The following is a 16,902-nucleotide window of genomic DNA, read 5'->3' as shown; positions in this document are numbered from 1 at the left end:
CTCAGTGCCAGGGCAGTTCGGCGCGTTCGCCCCAGTAGGTCGCCGCGTCGCGGGCCAGGGATTCCAGGGTCGCGAGGTCCTTGTCGCCGAGCTCGACCTGGCAGGCCCGCAGGTTGGAGTCGAGCTGCTCGACGCCGGCCACGCCGAGCAGCACCACGTCCGCCCAGGGCTGGCGCAGCGCGTGCGCCAGCGCGATGGCATCGGGACCCACGCCGTGCTCGGCGGCGATGGCGGCCAGCTCGGCGGGCGGATCGACCGCCAGGCGCCCGTTGGCCAGGGTTTCCTTGAGCAGGACCCGCCAGCCGCCGGTGTGCGCCTCGTTGAGCGCCCTGCCGACCGAGGGCTCGGAGGTGTTCCAGGTCGACTGCACCGCGCTGAAAAGCTGCCGCCCGCCCACCTCGAGCTCCCAGGCCTTCTCGATGGTGTCGGCCTGCGCCGCTCCGCTGGTGGAGAAGCCCAGCTGCACGCCCGCGTCGCGGATGCGCGCGAGCTCGTGCTGCAGCGCCATGTCGTCGAACAGCGGACTGGTCGTGGTCAGCGAGTGCACCTGGTAGAGGTTGATCCGCCTGCCCAGCAGCGTGCGGGTCTCGGCCCACTGGGAGCGCAGCCGCTCCAGGGAGTGCTCCTTGACCTCGTGCACCTCGGTCTCGATGCGCCACTCGGCGACGTAGGCGTAGCCCCACTTGCTGGAGACGGTGACGTCGTCGTGGCCGCGCTCGGCGAGCCAGTCGGCCAGGAACTGCTCGGCGCTGCCGTAGGAGCGGGCGGTGTCGACCCAGCGGATGCCGCGCTGGTGGGCGGCGTCGAGGACCTTGCGGGTCTGCTCGCGCATCGCCTGCGCGGTGCGCTGCTGCGGCAGCGCCTCGGCGCGCCCGATGTTGATGTACGCGGGCCTGCCGAGCGCGGCCAGCCCGACTCCGAGCCGCCCGATCGCCTGTTGCACGGGGATCATGCGGGCGAAGTTAGTCGCTCGACGGCCCCTCCGCACGGCTCGGGGCCGCCGACCCGAGCGGGTCGACGGCCCCGATTCCGGCGTGGTTACAGGTACTGACCGGTGTTGGTCGCCGTGTCGATGGCGCGACCGGACTCCTGGTTCTTGCCGCTGACCAGGGTGCGGATGTAGACGATCCGCTCGCCCTTCTTGCCGGAGATCCGTGCCCAGTCGTCCGGGTTGGTGGTGTTGGGCAGGTCCTCGTTCTCGGCGAACTCGTCGATGATGGCGTCCTGCAGGTGCTGCACCCGCAGGCCGGGCTGGCCGGTTTCCAGCACCGACTTGATCGCGGCCTTCTTCGCCCGGTCCACGATGTTCTGGATCATCGCGCCGGAGTTGAAGTCCTTGAAGTACAGGACCTCCTTGTCCCCGTTGGCGTAGGTGACCTCCAGGAACCGGTTCTCGTCGGTCTCGGCGTACATCCGTTCGACGGTGGTCTGGATCATCGCGTCCAGGCACGAGGCCGGGTCGCCGCCGAACTCCTTGAGGTCCTCCTCGTGCACCGGCAGCTCGGTGGTCAGGTACTTGGAGAAGATGTCCTTGGCCGACTCGGCGTCCGGACGCTCGATCTTGATCTTCACGTCCAGCCGGCCGGGCCGCAGGATCGCCGGGTCGATCATGTCCTCGCGGTTGGAGGCACCGATGACGATGACGTTCTCCAGGCCCTCGACACCGTCGATCTCGCTGAGCAGCTGCGGGACGATCGTGGTCTCCACATCGGAGGACACCCCGCTGCCGCGGGTGCGGAAGATCGAGTCCATCTCGTCGAAGAACACGATCACCGGCGTGCCCTCGGAGGCCTTCTCCCGAGCTCGCTGGAAGATCATCCGGATGTGCCGCTCGGTCTCGCCGACGAACTTGTTCAGCAGCTCGGGGCCCTTGATGTTGAGGAAGTAGGACTTGGCCTGGCCGTCCTCGTCACCTCGGGCCGCGGCCACCTTCTTGGCCAGCGAGTTGGCCACCGCCTTGGCGATGAGCGTCTTCCCGCAGCCGGGTGGACCGTAGAGCAGCACGCCCTTGGGCGGTGCCAGCTGGTACTGCACGTAGAGGTCGGAGTGCAGGAACGGCAGCTCGACGGCGTCGCGGATCTGCTCGATCTGACCGGCGAGACCGCCGATGTCGGTGTAGCCGACGTCGGGCACCTCCTCCAGCACGAGGTCCTCGACCTCGGCCTTGGGCACCACGTCGTAGGCGTACCCGACCTTGCTGTCGACCAGCAGCGAGTCGCCGGCCTTCAGCGGCGCGTCGGCCAGCTTGTCGGTCATCCACACCACGCGCTCCTCGTCGGTGTGTCCGACCACCAGCGCCCGCGGGGGCTCCCCGTCGACGCTGGTCAGCAGTTCCCGGAAGGTGCACACCTCACCGGTCTGCTCGAACGAGCCCGCCTCCACCACCGTCAGGGCCTCGTTGAGGCGCACCGACTGGCCCAGTCGGAGTTCCTCGATGCTCACGTTCGGCGACACGGCTACCCGCATCTTGCGACCGGACGTGAACACGTCGACCGTGCTGTCCTCGTAGGCCTTGAGGAACACGCCGTAGCCGCTCGGGGGCTGGGCGAGCCGGTCGACTTCTTCGCGCAGCGCCGTGAGCTGGCCCCGCGCTTCCTTCAGGGTCTCGGTGAGTTTGGCGTTCCGTTCGGTGAGCTGACTCACTCTCTCGGATGCCTCGGCCAGCCGCTTCTCCAGCAACCGAACCTGCTGAGGAGACTCGTTGAGCCTGCGGCGCAGCAACGCGACCTCGTCTTCCAGGAGACGGATCTGGCTGCGCAGTTCGGCGGAACCCGAACCGTTCTGCTCCCCGTCGCCCTCCTCGGGCCGGTTGCCGGGACGGTCGTGCTGCATGTCGGCACCCTCCTCCCGTGCTCGTACCACCACGGTACCGGCGATCACCGACGACGGCGGCGTCGCGAGTGGTCCGCCGGATCGCCCAGCGTGCCACAAAAATCGGCGTTTACCCATGAGCGGAACGAGGTTCGTCCCGGCGGGTCGCGCTCGACGCGGGCGCTCGCGGATACGTTGGGTTGGCGATCATGGTCCGTTCGATACGTCTCGCGACGGGCCGCGAGGCCGCCGAACGCCTCGACGACCACGGGTTTCTCCGTTCAGCCACGGGGGTCGGTCGCGCTGTGCGGGCATCCGAGTTAACCGCTCCGGCAACCGGGTGGCGTTCACCTGACCGGAAATCGAATCCCCTCCGAACTTCTCCCATCATTTGGAACAACTCCGCTGCGTCCGGCATTCCGGACAGGCCGCTCCCGCAGCGCCGCTGGTCGCAATCCGGATACTCCGCCCCCGCGGCGGGGGGTCCTCTGATCTACTTACGCGGCAAAACCGACTCGGCGACATCCACTCCGGGAGGAGTCCATGACCTATCCGCCGCAGCAACCCGGACCGGGCGGGTGGGAGCAGCAACCCGCGGGCAACGGCTTCCCGCCACCGCCCGGCCAGGGCAACCAGCAGCCCAACTGGTACGGCAACCAGCACGCGGGCATGCCCCAGCAGGGCCCCGAGCAGCCCGTCCAGGGCCAGCCCTTCCCGGGTCAGCCCCCGCAGGCCGGGCCGGCCGGACAGCCCGCCCAGCCCCCGCAGTGGGGCAACTGGATCCCGGAGGCCAACGGGTTCGCGGACGTGGAACCGGAGAAGCCGAAGTCCAAGACGCCGCTGCTGCTGGGGCTCGTCGGCGCCCTGCTGGTGCTGGCCGTCGGCGGCGGCGGGCTGTGGTGGTGGCTGAGCAGCAACGACCCGGGCGCGGCGCGGCCGGTCGCCCAGGAGGTCGTGGCCAAGGTCAACGCCGGCGACTTCAACGGCGTCGGACAGCTGTTCTGCGAGGCCAACCGCGGGCAGCTGGACCGGGCTCTGGAGCAGCTCGAGCAGTACAAGTTCGACGTGCGGCTGGGGGAGGTCACCGAGCAGGGCGACCGCGCTTCCGCACACCTGTCCGGCAGCTACCTGGCGGAGGGATCCGAGCAGCCGGTCGACCAGACGATGGGTCTGACCGTCGAGAACGGTGAGTGGAAGGTCTGCGCGCTCGACCAGTGAGCGCGCAACGGAAAACCAGGGGGATCGAGACGTGACGTACCCACCGCAGCCCGGGCAGGGCGGCTGGGACCAGCGAGGAGGATGGGGGCAGCAGACCGGCCAGCAGCCGGGGTCGCAGCCGTTCCCGCAGCAGGGGGTCCAGTACCCGGGACCGCAGCAGGGCGGTGGCTTCCCCGGTCAGCAACCGCAGGCCTACGCCGGGTACGGCTACCCGCCCCAGCAGGGGTTCGCGCAGCAGTACCCGGGCTACGGCCAGCCGCCGAAGAAGAAGTCGCCGCTGCCCTGGATCTTCGGCGGCCTGGGCGCGCTGCTGGTGATCGGCGTGGTCATCACGCTGGTGGTGGTGTTCACCGGCGGCCCGGGCGACCCGAAGCCGGTGGCGCAGCGGGCCGTGACGATGATGAACGAGAAGGACTTCGCCGGGCTGCAGAGCATCAGCTGCGAGCAGCAGTCGCAGCAGCTCCAGGAGGCCATCGACGTCATGCAGGGCAAGGGCGGCCAGGTCGAGCAGCTCAAGTCCCTCGGCCTCTCCGACTCCGACATCGAGAAGTTCATCGACGCGATGCGGTTCGACGTCCGGCTCGGCGAGGTGCGCACGACCGGTGCGGACAAGGCCACCGCGCAGATCACCGGCGAGATCAGCTTCGAGGGCAGCGGCACCATCGCGGGCCTGGACCTCAGCTCGGCCCCGAGCCAGGAGATCGACGAGCGCTTCAACCTCGTCGTCGAGGACGGTTCCTGGAAGCTCTGCTGAGGGCCGCCCGGCAGCCCCGGTGCGCGGGAGGCCTCGGACCTCCCGCGCACCGGGGCGATGCCGCGGAGGGCGCTCAGCCCTTGCCGGAGCGGCGCTGGGGCTTGGGCGGTGTCACGCCGTCGGCCAGGCGCCGGGTGACCATCAGGAACGCGGTGTGGGCCACCATGCGGTGCTCCGGGCGGACGGCCATGCCGACGACGTGCCAGGGGCGCAGCAGCGTCTCCCAGGCCTGCGGCTCGGTCCAGTTCTGCTGCTCGCGGATGGCCTCGGTGATCCGGGACAGCTGGGTCGTGGTGGCCACGTAGACCACCAGCACGCCACCGGGGCGCAGCTTCTCCTGGACCTTCTCCAGCACGTCCCACGGGGCCAGCATGTCCAGCACGATGCGGTCCACCGGCTCGCTGTCGTAGTCCACGACGTCGCCGAGGTTGAGCGAGTAGTTCTCCGGCACCTCGCCGAAGAAGCGCTGAACGTTGCGCTCGGCGTGCTCCAGGTGGTCCTCGCGCACCTCGTAGGAGGTCACGCTGCCCTCCGGGCCCACCGCGCGCAGCAGCGAGCAGCTCAGCGCACCGGAACCGGCTCCGGCCTCCAGCACCCGCATGCCTGGACCGATGTCGCCCCACATCAGGATCTGCGCGGCGTCCTTGGGGTAGATCACCTGCGCGCCGCGCGGCATGGACAGCACGTAGTCGGACAGCAGGGGGCGCAGCGCGAGGAACGAGGTCCCGCCCGCGCTGGTCACGATGGATCCCTCGGGATGGCCGATGAGGTCGTCGTGCGCGAGCCCACCGCGGTGGGTGTGGTACTCCCCTCCCGCCTGCAGCACGATCGTGTACTTGCGACCCTTGGGGTCGGTCAACTGCACCCGATCGCCGGGCTGGAACTCACCGCTGGCGGTGCTGCTCAACTGCTGCCTACTTTCTCCACGCTCACCTGGGCGTGCTCGACGCACGGCGAACCATCGTCGCAGATGGACGGCGGTCCCCCGCCGTCGGGCGCTGGCTGCTGCACCGCAACGGCGGAGCCGTGCCCTCCGCCGTTGAACCGGCACCCGTTGTTCAGGTGTGGCGCGCCGCTCCGCGGTTCGGCCTGAGATCGCGCGCCATGTGGCGCTCACGCGCGGCGGGAGCGCAGCGCGGCGCGCAGGTCCTCGCGGCGGAGCACTCCCGAAGGCCTGCCCTCCTCGTCGAGCACCAGGAACTGCCAGGCCAGCACCGACTGCACCCGCTCGATGATCGCCTCCGGCGACTCCTCGTCGAGCAGGACGGTGTCCGGGCCGACCGGCTCCGCGGCGCGCTCGGCGGGCTCGTTGGGCGCGCGGGTGGCCAGGCGCTCGGCCGCGGTCTGGTCCAGCAGGCCCACCGCGATGCCGTCGGCGCGCACCAGCACCACTCCCCGGCCCGCGGCGGCCACCAGCGCGTCGCCCACCGGGCTCTCGGCAGGCAGCTGCAGCACCGGTTTGACCAGGTCGGAGAGCTTCAGCCCGGTCGGCCACCGGCGGCGCTGCTCGGCCTGGTGCTCGGAGACGGCGCCGGCGATGACGAACCAGGCCATCAGCGCGCACACCCCGAGCCGCAGCCACTGGTCCTGCGCACCGCTGAACAGCCCGGCCAGCGCGTAGCCGAGCAGCGCGACCGCGACCACCCCGGCGCCGGCCACGCCCGCGGTGGTGCCCGCGACGCGCCGGCCGGTGATGCGCCACAGCAGGGCGCGCAGCATCCGCCCGCCGTCCAGGGGCAGCCCGGGCAGCAGGTTGAACAGGCCGACGGCCAGGTTGGCCACGCAGGTCTGGGCGATCAGCAGCCACAGCGCCCCCTCGGGCACCATGGCGAACCAGGCCACGCCGGTGATCAGCGCCAGCAGCAGCGAGACCGCGGGACCGGCGGCGGCGATCAACCCCTCCTGGCCGGGCTTGGGCGGCGTGCGCGAGATCTCCGAGAGCCCGCCGAGCAGGAACAGCCGCACCCGCCGCACCGGCAGCCCGAGCCGCAGCGCGACCAGGCAGTGCCCGAGCTCGTGCAGCAGCACCGAGGCGGCGAGCAGCACCGTGAACACCGCGGCCAGCAGCGCCGACTCCCACACCCCGGCTTCGGGCAGGATGCGCCCGACCAGCGGGGTGTAGAGCAGCACGATCAGCGCGGCGCCGAGCCACCAGGAGGTGGACAGCAGCACCGGCACCCCGGCGACGCGGCAGAGCAGCAGACCACCGTCGTTGATCTTGGGCCGGGGCGGGTTGGGGGCGGCGGACGGCATGCGCGAAGAGTAGTGCGTGGCGAGTAAGACGGCTGTAACCACGGGGCCGATCTCCTGTCGGCCCGCTCGTCTAGGCTCGGTGACCATGGCCGAGACCGCGCAGGAGCCCGCTGCCAGCACCGCCGAGGCCGCCCCCAGGCGGCGACCGGCGCTGTCGCCGTCGCGCGCCGGGGACTTCAAGCAGTGCCCGCTGCTCTACCGGTTCCGCGCGGTCGACCGGCTGCCGGAGACCCCGACCAGGGCCCAGGTGCGCGGCACGGTCGTGCACTCGGTGCTGGAGCGCCTCTACGCGCTGCCCGCGGCCGAGCGCGACCGGGAGCGGGCCCAGCAGATGCTGCGCCCCGCCTGGGAGGACCTGCTGGCCGGGCAGCCCGAGCTGGGCGAGCTCTTCGACGGGCCGGACGACGCGGAGCTGGACGAGTGGCTGCGCACCGCCAGCGGGCTGGTCGACGCCTACTTCGAGATGGAGGACCCGCAGCGGCTGGACCCGGAGTCCTGCGAGCTGCGGGTGGAGGCCGAACTGCCCTCGGGGGTGCTGCTGCGCGGGTTCATCGACCGGGTCGACGTCGCCCCGACCGGCGAGATCCGGCTGGTCGACTACAAGACCGGGTCGGCGCCGCGCGAGATCGGCGAGGCCAAGGCGATGTTCCAGATGAAGTTCTACGCGCTGGTGCTGTGGCGGTTGCGCGGCGAGATCCCCCGCCAGCTGTTGCTGATGTACCTGGCCAACCAGCAGAAGCTCGCCTACACCCCCGACGAGCAGGAGCTGCGCCGCTTCGAGCGCACCCTGGACGCGATCTGGCAGGCGATCCTGCGCGCGGGCAAGACCGGCGACTTCCGCCCGAACCCGTCGAAGCTGTGCGGCTGGTGCGACCACAAGGCGCTGTGCCCGTCCTTCGGCGGCACTCCCCCGCCCTACCCGGGCTGGCCCGAGGACCCGGCCACCAACGAGGAGTCCCTCCTCGACCGCACGGACTGAGCCCTTCTTCATCAGAAGTCCCCTGAGCGCGCCGCGTTCAGGGGACTTCTGATGAAGAAGGGCTCAGTCCTCGTACGGGTCGAAGTTGGACGCCGTTCCGTACTCGCCCGCCTGGGTCTGGTCGATGACCGCGAAGCGGGCCCCGGTCGGATCCCGCAGCACGGCCATGCGGCCCATGCTGGAGTCGTAGGGGTCGACCCGCACCCGCCCGCCGTTGGCGATGGCGCGGCGCACCATCTCGTCGGTTCCGATCTCGGCCTCGACCCCGAGGTAGAGCAGCCAGTGCGGCTTGGTCGTCTCGGTGATGAAATCGCGGATCATGCTCACCCGCGCCAGCACCGAGTCCTCGCCCAAGTACCAGACCGAGTAGTCCGAGCGGTGCTCGGTGCCGAACTGCTCGTGGGCGTAGCCGAAGAGCTCCTGGAAGAACACGTCGGCGGTCTGCGCCCTGATGGTCACCAGCTCGGCCCACATCAGCGTGCCGGGGAGGCCGACGTCGAACTCCCAGCTCTCCTCGGGTTCGAGCAGGCCGAACTCGGCGTCGGAGGGGCCGACCAGGACGGCCTTGCGGCCGACCTTGGGCACGTGGTTGACCGGGACGGTCATCGTCGCGCCGTGGCTCTCGGCCTCGGCCACGGCCTGGTTGCAGTCGGCGGTGGCCAGGTACAGCCGCCAGCACGACTCCTCGCCGGAGGCCGCGCGCAAGCTGGCCACCGGGAACCCCTCCCGCAGCGCGATCACGTGCTCACCGGAGACGGGATCGCTGTGCGTCTCGTAGCGCCAGTCGAACAGGTTGGCGTAGAACTCCTGGGCCTGCTCCAGGTTCGTCGTGATCAATTCGATCCAGCAGGGCATACCGGCGTAGAGCTGCCACTGCGGTGGTGTCTGCCCGGGAACCACTACGGCCATCGGCCCACCCCCAAAGGTAGTTCAAGATCGTCGAGCCCCAACATACTCGCCGGGTGTGACGACCCCGTGATGCGCCGGAAACGCACATCCACCCCAGCCAGCGTGGCGCGCGCGGACCGGGGTGGACATGGCATCGAGGCGTGTTCGCCCGAATAGAGCAGCGATCAGCCCGGGTCGTTCAGCCCGAGTCCGGCGGCAGCGGGCTGCTACAGGCGGCAGGCCCGGATGTCGGAGGACAGGATCGCCTTGGCGCCGACCGAGGCCAGCCGGTCCATGATCGCCGGGGCCTCCTTGCGGGAGACCATGGCGCGCACCGCGACCCAGCGCTCGTCGGCCAGCGGCGACATGGTCGGCGACTCCAGCCCCGGGGTCATCTTGGTGGCCTCGTCGAGCAGCTCGCGCGGGCAGTTGTAGTCCAGCATCACGTACTGCTGGGCGAACACCACGCCCTGCAGGCGCGCGATCAGCTGGGCCTTGGCCTGCTGCTGGTCGGAGCCGCGGCGCTCGATCACCACGGCCTCGGACTTGCAGATCGGGTCGCCGAAGGCCACCAGCCCGTGCTGGCGCAGCGTGCGGCCGGAACCGACCACGTCGGCGATCGCGTCGGCCACGCCGAGCTGGATGGAGATCTCCACCGCGCCGTCGAGCCGGATGACCTCGGCGGTCACCCCGTGCCGGGCGAGGTCGTCGCCGACCAGCCGCGGGTAGGAGGTGGCGATCCGCCTGCCCTGCAGGTCGGCGATCTTCCAGTCGCGCTCCCCGGTCGGGGCCGCGTAGCGGAAGGTCGAGCCGCCGAAGCCCATCGACAGCACCTCGTCGACCGGGGCGCCGGAGTCCAGCGCCAGGTCGCGGCCGGTCAGCCCCAGGTCGAGCTCGCCGGAGCCGACGTAGATCGAGATGTCCTTGGGCCGCAGGAAGAAGAACTCGACGTCGTTGGTGGTGTCCAGGACGGTCAGGTCCCGCTGCTCATGGCGCTGCCGGTACCCGGCTTCCGCGAGCATCTCGGATGCGGGACCGGCCAGCGTGCCCTTGTTGGGCACCGCGACACGCAGCATGGGAACCAGTTCTCCTTCTCGGTTTCACTCGTGGTGAGCGGGCTACAGGTAGCGGTAGACGTCCTCGGGGGACAGCCCTCGACCCAGCATGATGACCTGCAGCCGGTACAGCAGCTGCGAGATCTCCTCGGCGAGCTCCTCGTCGCCCTCGTGCTCGGCGGCCAGCCACACCTCACCGGCTTCTTCCAGGACCTTCTTGCCCTGGGCGTGCACCCCCGCGTCGAGCGCGGCCACCGTCGAGGAGCCCTCGGGGCGGGTCTTGGCGCGTTCCTGCAGCTCGGCGAACAACTCGTCGAAGGTCTTCACGGTCCTCGATCCTTCCATCCCGCCCCGGCGGTCTCGCAGCGGACCCGCCGCTAGTGCGGGCGGGATCACCCCTGGTTATCGGAATCCGGTGGTGGACTCCAGGAGCGCTCCGATCGTGTCCTTGAGCATCGACAGCGCCGCGCCGCGCGGGCTGGAGCGGCCACCGGAGAGGGTGATCTCCCCGGCCTCGCCGCAGTCGTAGCGCACCGCCTTGTCCGGTCCGCGCAGCTCGCCGAGCGGCCCGGTGGCCGGTTGCAGCCGCACCCGCACCACGCCGGGCTCGTCGCGCCGGGCATGCGCGACGTGGCGCTGCCGATCGGCGGACAGCGGTTCGGCGATGGGCTCGGCGACCACCCGGGTGCTCGCGGGGTCCCAGCCCCACAGCAGCGCGGCCAGCAGCCGGAACTTGGTGGCCGCGTCCGCGCCGGAGAGGTCGGCGCTCGGATCGGCCTCGGCGATGCCCCGGCGCTGCGCCTCGTCGATCGCCTCGGCGACCGCGACGCCCTCGGCGACGCGGTCGAGCACGAAGGTCGAGGTGCCGTTGACGCAGCCGGTGACCTCCTCGACGTCGAAGCCGCGCAGCACCGAGCGGGCCAGGTCCCCGGCCGGCATGGCGGCACCGGTGGCCCCGGAGATGCGCACCGCCGAGCGGGTGGCCGCGGCGGCCAGGTCCTCCCAGTGCGTCAGCAGGTGCGACTTGGTGGCGGTGACCAGGTGCGCGCCGCACCGCAGCGCCGTCAGGGCCTCCTCGGCGGCGCGCGGGTCGCCGTCGGAGGGGACCGCCTGGGCGAACACCTCGGCCCCGGTGCGCTCGACGAGCGCGGCCAGGTCGGTGAGCGGTTCCTCTACCTCACCGGTGCGCTGCCGGTCGCGGCCGCGCACCGCCACCACCCGCAGGTCCAGGCCGTACTCGGCGCGCCAGCGCGGGCCGCGCTCGGCGACCAGTTCGAGGTAGCTCCTGCCGACCGGCCCGCGACCGGCCAGCACGATCGGGACGGTCCTCACGCGGCGTCGGCGAACAGCTCGCCGAGGGCGGCGAGGTCGACCTCGGTCAGCGCTCCGTAGAGGGTCCGGTGCGGGCCCGCCTCCAGCGCCACCTCGCAGGGGATGGCGATCACCGCGCAGCCCGCGGCCTCGGCGGAGGCCACGCCGGTCGGCGAGTCCTCGACCGCCACGCAGTCGGCGGGGTCCACGCCCAGCAGGCGGGCGGCCTTGAGGTAGGGCTCGGGGTCGGGCTTGTTGCGCCCGTCGACCTCGTCGCCGCACACGGTGACGTCGAAGTTCTCCCGGCCGATGGTCTCCAGCGCGCGCTCGGTCAGCGAGCGGATCGTGGAGGTCACCAGCGCGGTGCGCAGGCCGAGGCGCTTGGCCTCGCGCAGCGCCTCGGCGGCGCCCGGCCGCCAGGGCAGGCCCTCGGCGAACAGCTCGGCCATCCGCCCGGCCACCCACTGCGCGGCGGCGGCCACCTCGGCGTCGCCGTCGGGAAGGCCGAGGTCGGTCAGCAGCAGCCCCATGCTGCGGTTCATGTTCGAGCCGACCATCTGCTCGCGGGTGGGTTCGGAGAGCGCGCCGCCGCGGTGGGCGGCGTAGTCGTCGAGGGCGATGGTCCAGAGCTTCTCGGAATCCACGAGCGTGCCGTCCATGTCGAACAGCACCGCAGCGGGCGTCTTGGGACCAGCGTCGCGGGGCACGCAGAACTCTCCGTTCCAACCGGGGCGGGGTGTCGGCACCAGTACACACGACCGATCACCCGAACCCCACCCAAAGTGTCCAACACCTCGCGCACCCCCTCCCGACGTCGAAAGCACCTGGGATTGGAGGGACGAAATTCCAGGCAATTCGAGGGGCGGAATTCGAGGGTTTTTGGAGGTTCACTCGATCAGATGACTTTGCGGTGTTGGAGGTAGCGGAACATCGCGATGCCGGGGAGGACCGGCAGCCAGTAGGTGAGGAAGCGGGAGAGCAGCACGGCGGTGATCGCCGCCGTGGCCGGGATGCCCATCGCGCCCAGGCCCGCGAGCAGCACCGCCTCCACCGCGCCGAGGCCGCCCGGGGAGGGGACCAGGTGGCCGAGGGTGTTGCCGATGATGAACACGATGGTCACCCCCGCCCAGGAGAAGTGCGGGTGGATCGCCGCCAGCGAGGCCGCCAGGCCCAGCCCGGAGACCACCAGGTAGCCCAGCGCGCCGCCGAAGAGCTGCAGAGCGCGCACCGGGTGGCGCAACGTCTCCAGCAGCTCCGCGCTGACCTCCAGCACCGGCGGCAGCAGCCGCCGCCTGCCCAGCGGCGAGATCAGCAGCCCCGCGGCCACGACCACCACCGCGACCGAAGCGATGAGCAGCGGCCACCCGGGCAGCGAGAGCCTGCTGAAGGTCCCGGTCAGCCCCACCGCGAACACCCCGACCAGCGCGACCAGGAAGGCGACCGCCCCGGTACCTGCTTGGTTGAGCAGCGTCACCCCCACCGCCAGCGGGCGGCGCAGCCCGAGGCGTTCGAGGTAGACGACGTTCAGCCCGAAGAAGCCCGCCCCGCCGGGCGTGGTGCGGCCGGTGAAGGCGGCCGCGACCTGCACCTGCAGGGTGCGCCAGAACGGGATCGGGGTGCGGCTGGAGCCCTGCACCGAGATCGACGACAGCAGCACCGCGAGGAACCCGGTGACCACCGCGACCGCCAGCCAGCCCCAGTGCGCGTGCCGCAGCGCGCCGACGACCGCCCGGGTGTCGGAGAGCTCGGGCAGCAGCAGGTAGACCGCCGCACCGATGAGCACCAGCCCGATCACGGTGGTCGGGCGCACCGGCGAGCGGAAGCCGGGGATGGGCAGACCGAGCCGGTCGGCGAGCGTCTCGCGCAGCTCGGCGAGGAAGTAGCGGTCGAGCTCGGCCTGCTTGCGGATGCGCCGGGGCAGCGCCAGCGGCACCACGTTGTTCAGCGCCGCGGCCAGCGCCTCCACCGGCAGCACCCGGATCGCGCTGGCCACCGCCCGCTGCACGCCCACGACCGAGGCCACCGACACCAGCGCCTCGGCGAGGTCCTGGGCGCAGCGCGCCTCGTCGGCGCCGGGGTGGCTGAAGGTGAACGACAGCAGCCACGGGCCGCCGCCCTCGTCGACCAGGATGTTCTTCGCCCGCAGGTCGTGGTGGGCGATGCGGGCCTCGGCCAGCTTGCCCACCTGTCGCCAGATGCCCTCCAGCAGCTCGTCGTCGACCTCCCCGGGCGCCAGCTCGGTGAGCCGCCGCCCGCTGACCTCCTGGACCACCAGCAGCGCCGGCGCGTACTGCACGTCGCAGGCCAGCACCACCGGCGGCGTGCGCACGCCGGCGCGCGCGGCCAGCAGCGCGGCGTAGGCCTCGTGCTCGACCTCGTGGTGAGGGCTGGACAGCCGCGGCTCGTCGCGCACGTCGAGAACCATGAGCACCCGCTTGATCTTGTACCAGGCGCCCGCGCGGCGGCTGAGTCGGCGCACCACCTTCGCGCGAAGCGTGGGCCCGTCCACGGTGTCCACGGCGAACTCGCGCGGCTGCAGCAGCCGGTGCCGCAGCGCGGTGATCGACACCGGGGCCAGCCCGGCCTGCTCCAGCTCGTCGAAGATGACCAGGTCGGACACCCGGCGCCCGGGCGCTCCCCACACCAGGTGCGAGAGCAGCCCCACGCCCCAGCCCAGCAGCACCCCGCCGACCGCGCCCAGCGGCAGGTGCATGCCCAGGTGCACCACGGCCACCGCGACCAGCAGGGTCAGCGCCCATCCCAGGTAGCGCGCGACCGACCCCAGGTAGGCGGTGGCGACCACGGACAGCACGGTCACCAGCGCGACCTCCTCGGACGGGAAGCCCCCGCCCAGCACCTGGTGCATCAGCTGCGCGATCAGCCAGGTCAGCGCTCCCGAGCCGCCGCACAGCAGCGCCACCCGGATCCAGCCGAAGTAGCCGGCCACCACCACGACGCCGACGATTCCCGCCCAGGAACCCAGCCAGGTCAGCGCCACCCACGCCGGATCGGCCGCCGGCGGGATCGCCGCGAGCTGCTGGGAGATGGCCAGCTCGACGGGGTTGGCCGGCACCAGCACCAGCAGCGCGCTCAGCGCCAGCAGCCCGCCGACCAGACCGAGCTTGCCCAGGTCGCGGGGGTGCCGTCCGATCGACAGCCGCAGCCGGGACCGCGGGGAGATACCGGATCCCGCATTGGGCACAGACCGGGTGTGATCCACTGGCATCCACTCCGCGCGGCTCGTTGCGCACAAGCCTCTGACCAACGCCGCGACCCGTCAAACCGAGCGCGCGACACGCCCGGGCGCGCCCGCGTCGGCCCGCGCACGAGGTCCGATGATCTTCACCGGCGGGACGTCTGGTGTTGACGTCGGCACGAGGTCGTAGGCTGACACGGTGACCGATCGCGACGAACACACCACCGAACAACCGCGCGCCGACCTGCCTCGGTTGACCGACCCGATCGTGGTCAGCGCGTTCGAGGGATGGAACGACGCCGGGGACGCCGCCAGCTCCGCGATCGAGCACCTGCAGCTCATCTGGGACGCGGAACCGCTCAGCGAGATCGATCCGGACCCGTACTACGACTTCCAGGTCACTCGTCCGACGGTCAAGCTCGTCGACGGCATCACGCGTCAGGTCACCTGGCCCACCACGCGCCTGTCGGTGTGCCGCCCGCCGGGAGTCGATCACGACGTCGTGCTGGTGCACGGGATAGAGCCGAACATGCGCTGGCGCTCGTTCAGCTCCGAGCTGGTCGACCAGCTCAACCGGATCGGGGCGACCACGGTGGTCACGCTGGGCGCCCTGCTGGCCGATGCCCCGCACACCCGCCCGGTGCCGGTCAGCGGCACCGCGTACGACGCCGAGGCGGCCGAGCGGTACGGCCTGGAGCGCACCCGCTACGAGGGCCCGACCGGCATCGTCGGCGTGTTCCAGGACGCCTGCGTGCAAGCGGGCATCCCGGCGATCTCGTTCTGGGCCGCCGTGCCGCACTACGTCTCCCAGCCGCCCTCGCCGAAGGCGACGCTGGCGCTGCTGCACCGGGTCGAGGAGGCACTGGACGTGGAGGTACCGCTGGGCAACCTGCCCGACCAGGCCGAGGAGTGGGAGCAGACGGTCAGCGAGATGGCCGAGGAGGACGAGGACGTCCGCAACTACGTGCGCGCGCTCGAGGAGCGCGGGGACGCCGAGGTCCGGCTGACCGAGGCCAGCGGCGACGCGATCGCCGCGGAGTTCGAGCGCTACCTGCGCAGGCGCGGCCCCGGCGGCAAGGGACCGCTGGGCCCCGGCCCCGGCTGAACCGAGCGGAGCAGGAGCCCCCGGCGCGATTCGCCGGGGGCTCCTGCGCTGCGGCGGGGCGCTACTGCGCGGCCTGCGCGCACTCCTTGAGGTAGGACTTCGCCGCCTCTTCGTCCAGGAACCAAGAGGTGAGGTCCTCGGGGTTGGCGAAACCGTCGGCGAAGCGCTCGCCGACCGCCGGGTAGCTCATGCCCGCGCCGAAGATCTCCAGCACGTGCGGAGGCGGCGGCTGCAGCGCCGCGTTGGTCCAGTTGGTCACGTGCTGGGCGAACTCCCAGTGCTGGTCGAAGGTCCGCTGCATCCAGCCGAAGTCGAAGGGCTCGTCGCCGCGCGCCAGGATGCTCTCCAGGTAGGTCTGCGCGGCGTGGCAGGCGACGTTGGCGCCCTGCCCGGTGACCGGGTCGTTGATCACCACGGCATCGCCCATGCCCAGCACCAGCCGCCCGGAGGGCAGCTGGCCGACCGGTTCGCGCACCGCCGGGGTGAGCTCGCCGGCCAGGGTGCCGCCGTCGTCGGTGAGCTGGGCATCGGCGAAGCGCTCGTGCTCCCACGGCGCGTGCTCGCGCAGCACGTCGAGCGTGCGCTGCCACTGGGTCCGCGGGTCCGGCCGATCGCCGAAGACGTCCAGCGGACCGCCGGGAACGCCCTCCAGCAGCAGGATTTCGCACTCGCCGCTGCAGGTGTACCCGGGGTAGCTGATGATCTCGCCGCGCCCGGCCAGCGCGTTGAAGCGCGCTGCCGCGGCGTCCGGCCCGTCGGTGCGCGCACCGCGCACGTAGGCCACCGACAGCGCGCGCTGCGGCTGCGCGTAGGGCGAGCGGCGCTGGTGGTGGTCGAAGAGCCCGCCGAGCTCGCCCTTGCCCGCCGCCACCACGACCAGGTCGTGGCCGTAGGCGAGATCGTCCAGTTCGGAGGGGTTCACGGCGCGGTGGTCTACCGCCCCGCCGCGCTCGACGAACAGCTCCAGCCAGGCGGCCATCTTCACGCGCTGGTCGACGGCCAGCGCGGGACCGGCCAGCGGTGCCTGCCAGTCGATGGCGCGGTCGCCGTCGGGTCCGGCCACCGACACCCGCAGCCCGGTGATGTGCGGCGCCCGGTCGTCCCACAGGGCCAGTCCGTGCCGCCGCTCGACGGCGAGCGCGCGGTAGTACATGGATTGGGTGGACATGACGCGGCCACCGCGCAATTCCTCCGGGGTGCGCGGCGCAACGAGCGTCACGTCGTAGTCCGCGGCCTGCAGCGTCAGCGCCAGCTGCAGGCCGGACTGCCCCGCTCCGACGATCAGAACCTTCCGCATGTGTCCCCCGACCACCTCTCGGCTGGGTGTGCAGC

The 16,902-nt window shown here is 71.6% G+C and carries 15 protein-coding genes; 4 read left to right on the top strand and 11 right to left on the bottom strand.

The window, feature by feature from the left end; genetic code table 11:
• Position 1 precedes the first annotated feature (1 nt).
• Together ACFQRI_RS14985 and arc are read right to left on the bottom strand one after the other, a co-directional pair.
• The gene (locus ACFQRI_RS14985) at positions 2-952 is read right to left on the bottom strand and encodes an aldo/keto reductase (protein WP_380668879.1); all 951 of its coding nucleotides are present in this window, start codon (positions 950-952) and stop codon (positions 2-4) included.
• Between the two features lie 86 nt (positions 953-1,038).
• Positions 1,039-2,832, bottom strand: coding sequence for a proteasome ATPase (gene arc, locus ACFQRI_RS14980; RefSeq protein ID WP_380668877.1), 1,794 nt, complete (start codon positions 2,830-2,832; stop codon positions 1,039-1,041).
• Between the two features lie 522 nt (positions 2,833-3,354).
• Between arc and ACFQRI_RS14975 the strand changes: the two genes are divergently transcribed.
• Together ACFQRI_RS14975 and ACFQRI_RS14970 are read left to right on the top strand one after the other, a co-directional pair.
• Positions 3,355-4,029 carry a DUF3824 domain-containing protein gene (locus ACFQRI_RS14975; protein WP_380668875.1) on the top strand — a complete coding sequence of 225 codons (675 nt, stop codon included), beginning with the start codon at positions 3,355-3,357 and terminating at the stop codon, positions 4,027-4,029.
• A 31-nt stretch (positions 4,030-4,060) separates the two neighbouring features.
• Positions 4,061-4,783, top strand: coding sequence for a YybS family protein (locus ACFQRI_RS14970; protein ID WP_380668873.1), 723 nt, complete (start codon positions 4,061-4,063; stop codon positions 4,781-4,783).
• A 73-nt stretch (positions 4,784-4,856) separates the two neighbouring features.
• Here ACFQRI_RS14970 and ACFQRI_RS14965 read toward each other — a convergent pair whose 3' ends face one another.
• Positions 4,857-5,690, bottom strand: a complete 834-nt coding sequence (locus ACFQRI_RS14965) for a tRNA (adenine-N1)-methyltransferase (protein WP_380668871.1) — start codon at positions 5,688-5,690, stop codon at positions 4,857-4,859.
• Between the two features lie 206 nt (positions 5,691-5,896).
• Entirely contained in the window at positions 5,897-7,036 is a 1,140-nt protein-coding gene (locus ACFQRI_RS14960) for a site-2 protease family protein (RefSeq protein ID WP_380668869.1), read from the bottom strand.
• 85 nt (positions 7,037-7,121) lie between these two features.
• Here ACFQRI_RS14960 and ACFQRI_RS14955 point away from each other — a divergent pair, with 85 nt between their 5' ends.
• Entirely contained in the window at positions 7,122-8,015 is an 894-nt protein-coding gene (locus ACFQRI_RS14955) for a RecB family exonuclease (RefSeq protein ID WP_380668867.1), read from the top strand.
• A 63-nt stretch (positions 8,016-8,078) separates the two neighbouring features.
• Here the strand turns inward: ACFQRI_RS14955 and ACFQRI_RS14950 are convergent, their stop codons facing one another.
• From ACFQRI_RS14950 to ACFQRI_RS14925, 6 genes are all read right to left on the bottom strand, one after another.
• Positions 8,079-8,924 carry a VOC family protein gene (locus ACFQRI_RS14950; protein WP_380668865.1) on the bottom strand — a complete coding sequence of 282 codons (846 nt, stop codon included), beginning with the start codon at positions 8,922-8,924 and terminating at the stop codon, positions 8,079-8,081.
• 206 nt (positions 8,925-9,130) lie between these two features.
• The gene (hisG, locus tag ACFQRI_RS14945; protein WP_380668863.1) at positions 9,131-9,979 is read right to left on the bottom strand and encodes an ATP phosphoribosyltransferase; all 849 of its coding nucleotides are present in this window, start codon (positions 9,977-9,979) and stop codon (positions 9,131-9,133) included.
• Positions 9,980-10,021: 42 nt separating this feature from the next.
• Positions 10,022-10,285 (bottom strand): phosphoribosyl-ATP diphosphatase, encoded by a 264-nt coding sequence (locus ACFQRI_RS14940; RefSeq protein ID WP_344135778.1) that lies wholly within the window; start codon positions 10,283-10,285, stop codon positions 10,022-10,024.
• Positions 10,286-10,360: 75 nt separating this feature from the next.
• Complete coding sequence (locus ACFQRI_RS14935; protein WP_380668860.1) at positions 10,361-11,290, bottom strand: homoserine dehydrogenase; 930 nt, start codon at positions 11,288-11,290, stop codon at positions 10,361-10,363.
• Positions 11,287-11,976 (bottom strand): HAD family hydrolase, encoded by a 690-nt coding sequence (locus ACFQRI_RS14930; RefSeq protein WP_380668858.1) that lies wholly within the window; start codon positions 11,974-11,976, stop codon positions 11,287-11,289. Before ACFQRI_RS14930 ends, ACFQRI_RS14935 begins: the two co-directional genes overlap by 4 nt.
• A gap of 188 nt (positions 11,977-12,164) precedes the next feature.
• The gene (locus ACFQRI_RS14925) at positions 12,165-14,471 is read right to left on the bottom strand and encodes a lysylphosphatidylglycerol synthase domain-containing protein (protein WP_380668856.1); all 2,307 of its coding nucleotides are present in this window, start codon (positions 14,469-14,471) and stop codon (positions 12,165-12,167) included.
• A 193-nt stretch (positions 14,472-14,664) separates the two neighbouring features.
• Here ACFQRI_RS14925 and ACFQRI_RS14920 point away from each other — a divergent pair, with 193 nt between their 5' ends.
• Entirely contained in the window at positions 14,665-15,570 is a 906-nt protein-coding gene (locus ACFQRI_RS14920) for a PAC2 family protein (protein ID WP_380668854.1), read from the top strand.
• Positions 15,571-15,631: 61 nt separating this feature from the next.
• On the opposite strand, the gene ACFQRI_RS14915 is transcribed toward ACFQRI_RS14920, so the two are convergent.
• On the bottom strand, positions 15,632-16,867 hold the full coding sequence (locus ACFQRI_RS14915) for a styrene monooxygenase/indole monooxygenase family protein (protein WP_380668852.1): 1,236 nt from the start codon (positions 16,865-16,867) through the stop codon (positions 15,632-15,634).
• Positions 16,868-16,902 lie beyond the last annotated feature (35 nt).

The sequence above is a fragment of the Saccharopolyspora griseoalba genome (assembly GCF_042665275.1).
GTDB classification, from domain to species: domain Bacteria; phylum Actinomycetota; class Actinomycetes; order Mycobacteriales; family Pseudonocardiaceae; genus Saccharopolyspora; species Saccharopolyspora griseoalba.
This window is presented reverse-complemented; position numbering and strand designations above follow the sequence as displayed.

What these genes read in the sequence shown, in the direction of transcription:
- ACFQRI_RS14985 (WP_380668879.1), bottom strand. Translation starts at nt 952, where the DNA reads ATGATCCCCGTGCAACAGGCGATCGGGCGGCTCGGAGTCGGGCTGGCC.
- arc (WP_380668877.1), bottom strand. Translation starts at nt 2,832, where the DNA reads ATGCAGCACGACCGTCCCGGCAACCGGCCCGAGGAGGGCGACGGGGAG.
- ACFQRI_RS14975 (WP_380668875.1), top strand. Translation starts at nt 3,355, where the DNA reads ATGACCTATCCGCCGCAGCAACCCGGACCGGGCGGGTGGGAGCAGCAA.
- ACFQRI_RS14960 (WP_380668869.1), bottom strand. Translation starts at nt 7,036, where the DNA reads ATGCCGTCCGCCGCCCCCAACCCGCCCCGGCCCAAGATCAACGACGGT.
- ACFQRI_RS14955 (WP_380668867.1), top strand. Translation starts at nt 7,122, where the DNA reads ATGGCCGAGACCGCGCAGGAGCCCGCTGCCAGCACCGCCGAGGCCGCC.
- ACFQRI_RS14950 (WP_380668865.1), bottom strand. Translation starts at nt 8,924, where the DNA reads ATGGCCGTAGTGGTTCCCGGGCAGACACCACCGCAGTGGCAGCTCTAC.
- hisG (WP_380668863.1), bottom strand. Translation starts at nt 9,979, where the DNA reads ATGCTGCGTGTCGCGGTGCCCAACAAGGGCACGCTGGCCGGTCCCGCA.
- ACFQRI_RS14915 (WP_380668852.1), bottom strand. Translation starts at nt 16,867, where the DNA reads ATGCGGAAGGTTCTGATCGTCGGAGCGGGGCAGTCCGGCCTGCAGCTG.